A 6,956-nucleotide genomic window follows, 5' to 3' on the forward strand; every position below is an offset into this window, starting at 1 on the left:
CCCCGGCCCGGCGGCCGCGCCCCCCGCCCGCGCCGCGGCGCCGCCCCGACCCGCAGCAAGCCGCTGCGGGCTCGCTGGGCGCCGCGTCGGACGCCGCGGCCACCCACATCGCCAAGGCGCTCTCCGGCGAACCCACCGCCGAGCCCGAGGCTCCGCGCAGGCGCCGGGAGGTCCCGCCCGCCGACGCGCAGCCACCCGCGCGCCCCGGCCGCCCGGGACGGCCCGGCCGCCCCGCACCGTCGCCCGCCGCCGAGGACCCCGAGGCGACCGCCGTGGTCCCCGCGGTGCCCGCCGAGCCGGAGAAGCCGCCGGCCGAAGCCACCAAGGTCACCCGCGTCCCGGAGACCGGCCCGACGCGCGAGGCCGCGGACGAGACCGCGATCGTCGCGCCCGTCACCGCCGACGACGCCGAGGAAGCGGACGAGGACGACGCGGACTCCGCCGAGAACGACAGCGACGAGATCCGCCAGATCGACGCGACGCTGGCCAGGTTCTCCGCGGTCCACGACGAGATCGCGATCGAGGAGGACGCGCGGCGCAAGAAGTACTCGTGGCTGTTCGGCATGCGCAAGGAGCCCGAGCTGGGCCGCGACATGCCGTTCGACTTCGTCGAGGGCCGGGACGCCGGATCGTCCCGGATGGACTGGAAGAAGGAGCAGCGCAAGCGCCGCACCATCCGGATCCTCAAGGCCCTCGCGGTCGCCGCCGCGCTGACGATCTTCGTCGCGACCGGCATCGGCTGGAGCGCGAAGGCGTGGGTGGACGCGAAGTTCAAGGACATCGCCGCGCTCGACCCGAACTCCTCGTCGATCAAGGACATCTCGAAGCAGTCCGGGGACCGGAACTTCCTGCTGCTCGGTTCGGACACCCGTGCCGGGGCGACCGAGGCGGACGGGGTCGGCGACACCACCGACGAGCCCGGCGCCCGCGCCGACACGACGATGATCGCGCACATCCCGGCGGACCGGAGCCGCGTGCTCGTCGTGTCCTTCCCGCGCGACCTGCAGGTGGACATCCCGTCATGCGAGCGCTGGAACCCGGACACCGGCCAGTACACCGGCGAGGAGGTCGCGCCGCGCCCGGCGACCAAGCTGAACGAGGCGTACGCGGTCGGCGGGCCGAAGTGCACCACCAAGGTCGTGCAGCAGCTGTCCGGCCTGTCGATCACGAACTTCCTGGGCATCGACTTCCAGGGCTTCAAGTCGATGGTGGACGCGATGCACGGCGTGGACATCTGCTCGTCCATCCCGATCGTGGACCGCAAGCTCGGCGTGGTGCTGCCGGAGGCGGGCCCGCAGACGCTGAGCGGCACGCAGGCGCTGAACTACGTGCGCGCCCGCTACGTGGAGGGCGACCCGACCTCGGACTACGGCCGGATGCAGCGCCAGCAGCTGTTCCTGTCCTCGCTGCTGCGCAAGGCGATGTCCGGGCAGGTGCTGATGGACCCGCAGAAGCTCGGCGGTTTCGTGGACGCGGTCGCGGCGAACACCTTCGGGGAGAACGTCGGCACCGACCAGCTGCTCGAACTGGGTCGCTCGATGCAGGGCATGGACGCGGGCAAGATCACCTTCATCACCGTGCCGACCACCGGTTACGCGAACGACGAGGGCAGGGAGGAACTGGACGACTCCGAGGCCGCCGCGCTGTTCCGGGCGATCATCGAGGACGCTCCGGTGTCGCCGCGGCAGGCGGGCGTGCCGGGGGCCGCGGGCGGCTCCGGCCCCGCTTCGACGGGCCCCGCTTCGATGGGCTCGGCATCGTTCGGCCGCGCCGCCACGGCCAAGCCGTCCGACGTGCCGGTGCGGGTGGTCAACGCCTCCGGCCGGGACGGGCTGGCGGGGCGCACCGCCGACGAGCTGGGTGCGGCGGGTTACCCGGTGGCCGGTTCGGAGACGCTGTCCGCGACGAGCGAGCGGACCGTGGTCCGCCACGGCGCGGCGAACGCGGCCGCGGCCCGGCTGCTGGCGTCCTCGGTGCCGGGGGCGACCACCGTGCAGGACGACGCGGCCGGTGCTGAGCTGCGGCTGGAGCTGGGCACCTCGTACGCCGGTCCGGTGCGGGCGCCGGGCGGGCAGCAGGCCGAGATGCCGTCGGACCTGAGCACGGTGAACGCCGGCTCGGACGTGTGCGGCTGACACCACGCACCGACTTGTCCGTTTTGCTCCGTTTCCCGCTTGTTGCGGTGGAACGCGCTCTGATCGAATGGTGATGTCTGCGATTCCACTCGAACGGGGCCATCATGGTCCGTTCACCGGTGATTCACCAGCGTGCGTCCTGTCCGATTCTTCCCGGAAGTAAGGTGACCGGCATGCGTGAGGTCTACCAGGAACAGCTCGGCGATCTCGCCGAGGAGCTCGCCTCGATGTCGACCATGGTCGGAACGGCGATGGAGCGCGCCACGAAGGCGCTACTGGAGGCCGATCTGACTCTGGCCGAACAGGTCATCGAGGAGGACGTGCACGTCGACGAGGCCCGCGCCCGCGCCGAGGAGCAGGCGTTCGGCCTGCTCGCCCTGCAGGCGCCCGTGGCGGGCGACCTGCGCACCGTCATCTCCACGATCCACGCCGCCGAGGACCTGGAGCGGATGGGCGACCTGGCGCTGCACGTCGCGAAGGCGGCCCGCCGCAGGCACCCGCAGCCGGTGCTGCCGGAGCCGGTGCAGGAGTACTTCGCCGAGATGGGCCGGGTCGCGGTGGACCTGTGCGCCCGCGCCGCCGCGGTGATCCGCTCCCGCGACATCGACGCCGCCCGCGACCTGGAGGCCGCCGACGACGCCGTGGACGACCTCCACCGCCACCTGTTCACCGTGATGATGAGCTCCGAGTGGTCGCACGGGGTGGCCGCGGCGGTGGACGTGACCCTGCTGGGCCGGTTCTACGAGCGGTTCGCCGACCACGCGGTCGCCGTCGGCCGCCGGGTGGTGTTCACCGTGACCGGGAGCATGCCGACCAGCTGATCCGAGCCCGCCCCACCGGCCCGCCGTGTCCCTCTTTCGAGGGGATTTCGGCGGGCCTTTTCACGCCATCAGGTCACGCGTCGTGTCCGCCGCTGTTCGGAGGGCCGCTGAACTGCGAGAACAGGACCCGAAACGGCAAACGACGTATTAATACTCGGTCTCACCAGTCGTTGGGCCGAATGCAGTATGCGAAGGTCGTGCCGTGACCAGCACCGACGCCTCGCCCCTCGCCGCCGTCCCACCGGAGGCCGAGGGTGCATAACAGTCCGACCGTGCACCGCCGGCGCCTCGGCGGTGAACTGCGCAAGCTGCGCGAGTCCGCGGGCCGCACGCACCGCGAGGTCGCCGCCCACCTGGACTGCTCGCAGGGCAAGATCAGCCAGATCGAGCTGGGCCGGGTGCCGGTGCGCACCTCCGACGTGCGGCTGATGGCCGAGTTCTACGGCATCACCGGTGACCGGATCGACGAGCTGATCGAACTCGCCCAGGGCTCCAAGGAGCGCGGCTGGTGGCAGCGGTACCCGACGACCGCGCAGCGCCCCGGTTTCGAAACGCACCTGGGCCTGGAGACGGCGGCGAAGGCGGTCAGCTGCTTCGGCGCCGACCCCATCCCGGAACTGCTGCACACCGCCGAGTACTCCACCGCCCTGTTCGACGCGGAGCTGCACGCCCCCACCGAGGCGGACCGGCAGGAGCGGCTCACCGTCACCACCACCCGCCAGCAGCGGCTGCTCGGCGCGGAACCGCTGGAGCTGTGGGCGGTGCTGGACGAGGCGGCGCTGCGCCGCAGCGTCGGCGGGCCGGTCGTGATGCGCCAGCAGCTGGAGCACCTGGTGCTGATGGGCTACCGGCGGAACGTGACCATCCAGGTGCTGCCGTTCGCGCACGGCGGGCACCCGCTGATGGGCGAGCGGATCTCGGTGTTCTCGTTCCCCTCGGACGCCGACCCGCAGGTCGTGCACGTCGGGGACGCCGCGGGCTCGCGCTTCCTGGACAAGCCCGCCGACACCGGCGACTACCTGACCGCGTTCGAGAAGGTCTGCGGCATCGCGCTGCCCCCGAAGGAGTCCAGCGCCTACATCTCCGCGGTCGCCGACGACTGGAAGGCCTGAGCACGACCGGAGCCCGCCCCGGCGGTGCGGGACGGGCTCCGGTTCCGGGGTTCGCTCAGCCGAAGCGGCCGGAGATGTAGTCCTCGGTGGCCTTCTGGCTGGGGTTGGAGAAGATCCGCCCGGTCTCGTCGATCTCGACGAGCTGGCCGGGTTCGCCCACCGCGCGCAGGTTGAAGAACGCGGTCTGGTCGCTGACCCGCGCCGCCTGCTGCATGTTGTGCGTGACGATGACGATCGTGTACTCCTGCTTCAGCGTGGAGATCAGGTCCTCGATCGCCAGCGTGGAGATCGGGTCCAGCGCCGAGCACGGCTCGTCCATCAGCAGCACGTCCGGCTGCACGGCGATGGCCCGCGCGATGCAGAGCCGCTGCTGCTGACCGCCGGAGAGGCCCCCGCCGGGCTTGCCCAGCCGGTCCTTGACCTCTTCCCACAGGTTCGCGCCGCGCAGCGCCCGCTCGGTGACCTCGTCGAGGTGCTTCTTGTTCTTCTCCCCGGCGAGCTTCAGCCCGGCCACGACGTTGTCCCGGATGGACATGGTGGGGAACGGGTTGGGCCGCTGGAAGACCATGCCGATGGTGCGGCGCACCTGCACCGGGTCGACGTGGGCGCCGTAGATGTCCTCGCCGTCGAGCAGCACCTTGCCGTCGACGCGGGCTCCCGGCACGACCTCGTGCATGCGGTTCAGCGACCGCAGCACGGTCGACTTGCCGCAGCCGGAGGGGCCGATGAACGCGGTGACGCTGCGGGCCGGAACCTGCAAGGTCACGTCCTGCACGGCGTGGAACTTGCCGTAGTACAGGTTGAGGTCCTTGATGTCGAGACGCTTGGCCATGGGATCCGCCCTACTTGGTCTTGACGGCGAACAGCCTCGACAGCAGCGACGCCACGAGGTTGATCAGCATGATGACGAGAACGAGGGTGAGCGCGGCGCCCCACATGCGGGCGTCGCCGGCGGCGGTGCCGGTCCCGCGCTCCATGAAGATCGTGAGCGGCAGGGACGCGAGCTCGCCGCCGAACATGTCGTAGCTGATCGAGCTGGAGTAGCCCACGAGGATCAGCAGCGGCGCGGTCTCGCCCAGCACGCGCGCGAGCCCGAGCATGACGCCGGTGAGGATGCCGGACAGCGCGGTGGGCAGCACGACCTTCACGATCGTCTTCCACTTGGGCACGCCCAGCGCGTAGGACGCTTCGCGCAGCTCGTCCGGGACGATCAGCAGCATCGTCTCGGTGACGCGCACGACCACCGGCACCATCAGCAGCACCAGCGACAGCGCCACCGCGAACCCGCTCCGGTTGAAGCCGAACGTGGTGATCCACAGCGCGTAGATGAACAGGCCGGCCACGATCGACGGGAGGCCGCTGAGGATGTCCACCATGAAGGTGGCGACCTTCGCGAACCGCGAGTTCTGCCCGTACTCGATCAGGTAGATCGCGACCAGCACGCCCAGCGGCACCGAGATGACCGCGCAGATGAGCCCTTCGAGCAGGGTGCCCGCGAGCGCGTGGTTGATGCCGCCGCCGAAGTCGGTGGGCAGCAGCCCGTTGAACGAGTGCGTCCACCAGGTGCTGCTCAGCACCGGGGCGAGCCCGCGCTGCAGCAGGGTGATCAGCACCCACAGCAGCGGGATGACGGCGATCACGAACGCCGCGGTGAACACGGTGGTCGCGAGGTGGTTCTTGAACTTGCGGGCGAACCCGAGGTGCTGGAACGCCGGGGGTGCGGCGGGGCGCTCGACGTCAGCGGCGTTCGTTGTCATGACTTCCCCTTACCGCTGGCGCTCTCGATCCACCGGGCGAGCGCGTTCACCGCGAAGGTGATGACGAACAGCACCAGACCGGCGGAGATGTAGGCGCCGACCTGCATGTTGTTGTTGAACTCGCCGGAGCCGAGCGCGATCTTCGAGGCGAACGTCGCGCCCACGTCGAACAGGCTGAAGTTCGGTCCGCTGTTGACCGTGCTGAGGATGACGGTCAGCGCCACGGTCTCGCCGAGCGCGCGGCCGAGGCCGAGCATCGAACCGCCGATGAAGCCGTTGCGGCCGAACGGCCACACCGTCGTCCGCACGACCTCCCAGCGGGTGGCGCCGAGCGCCTGGGCACCTTCGATGTGCGCCTTCGGCGTCCGCTGGAACACTTCGCGGGTGACGCCGGTGATGGTCGGCAGGATCATCACGGCGAGCACGATGCCCGCGGTGAAGATGTTCATGCCGCCGTCGGCGGGCGCGTTGCCGTCCGCGAAGATCGGGATCCAGCCGAGGTTCTGGTTCAGCCAGAGCGCGACCGGCTTGAGCACCGGCCCCAGCACCAGCACGCCCCACAGGCCGTAGATCACCGAGGGCACCGCGGCCAGCAGGTCGACGATGTAGGCGAACGGGCGGGCCAGCGAGCGCGGCGCGTACTGGGTGAGGAACAGCGCGATGCCGCACGCGATGGGCATCGCGAACACCAGCGCGACCAGGGAGCTCGCCACCGTCACCCAGGCGAGGTCGGCGATGCCGAAGCTCAGCTCGTTCGGGTCGGAGGTGTCCCACACCCGGCTGAACAGGAAGTTCACCTGGTTCGCCTGCAACGAGGGCACGGCCCGGATCAGCAGGAAGATCCCGATCGCCGCGATCAGCGCGACGACGAAGATCCCGGACCCGGTCGCGAGGGACTGGAATGCGCGGTCCCCGATGCGGACGACCTTCTTCGGTTCGTCCGCCGGGGGCGCTTCGGGAGCGGAAATGACGGCCTCCGGTCCGGAAGTGGATGCCGAAACGCCCGTGGGGGGCCCCGGGGGGGGGGGGGCCGCCCGGGGGGGGGGGGGGGGGGTGGGGGGGGTGGCGGGGTCGGGGCGGGGGGGGGGGGGGGGGGGGGGGGGGGGTGCCCCCGAAGCGGCGGCCGGGCCC

The 6,956-nt window shown here is 71.1% G+C and carries 6 protein-coding genes; 3 read left to right on the top strand and 3 right to left on the bottom strand.

Features of this window, described 5'->3' with window-relative positions; genetic code table 11:
* The 3 genes from LCD31_RS11825 to LCD31_RS11835 form a co-directional block, all read left to right on the top strand.
* Window positions 1–2,135: LCP family protein (locus LCD31_RS11825; protein WP_308015841.1), on the top strand; the 2,135-nt coding region annotated here is incomplete at its 5' end.
* Between the two features lie 173 nt (window positions 2,136–2,308).
* A complete protein-coding gene (gene phoU / locus LCD31_RS11830; RefSeq protein ID WP_224957982.1) occupies window positions 2,309–2,956 on the top strand; it encodes a phosphate signaling complex protein PhoU in 648 nt (215 codons plus the stop codon).
* A gap of 272 nt (window positions 2,957–3,228) precedes the next feature.
* Window positions 3,229–4,068: a helix-turn-helix transcriptional regulator gene (locus LCD31_RS11835; RefSeq protein ID WP_224957984.1), complete on the top strand. Its 840-nt coding sequence runs from the start codon at window positions 3,229–3,231 to the stop codon at window positions 4,066–4,068.
* 55 nt (window positions 4,069–4,123) lie between these two features.
* On the opposite strand, the gene pstB is transcribed toward LCD31_RS11835, so the two are convergent.
* Genes pstB through pstC form a run of 3 tightly spaced genes read right to left on the bottom strand, consistent with a single transcriptional unit; the run spans window position 4,124 to window position 6,793 of the window.
* Window positions 4,124–4,900 carry a phosphate ABC transporter ATP-binding protein PstB gene (gene pstB, locus LCD31_RS11840; RefSeq protein ID WP_224957985.1) on the bottom strand — a complete coding sequence of 259 codons (777 nt, stop codon included), beginning with the start codon at window positions 4,898–4,900 and terminating at the stop codon, window positions 4,124–4,126.
* A gap of 10 nt (window positions 4,901–4,910) precedes the next feature.
* Complete coding sequence (gene pstA, locus LCD31_RS11845) at window positions 4,911–5,825, bottom strand: phosphate ABC transporter permease PstA (RefSeq protein ID WP_224957986.1); 915 nt, start codon at window positions 5,823–5,825, stop codon at window positions 4,911–4,913.
* A complete protein-coding gene (gene pstC / locus LCD31_RS11850; protein WP_224957988.1) occupies window positions 5,822–6,793 on the bottom strand; it encodes a phosphate ABC transporter permease subunit PstC in 972 nt (323 codons plus the stop codon). The genes pstA and pstC overlap by 4 nt, the downstream gene beginning before the upstream one ends.
* Window positions 6,794–6,956: the final 163 nt, after the last annotated feature.

Source organism: Saccharopolyspora sp. 6M, assembly GCF_020176775.1.
Lineage (GTDB): Bacteria > Actinomycetota > Actinomycetes > Mycobacteriales > Pseudonocardiaceae > Saccharopolyspora_C > Saccharopolyspora_C gregorii.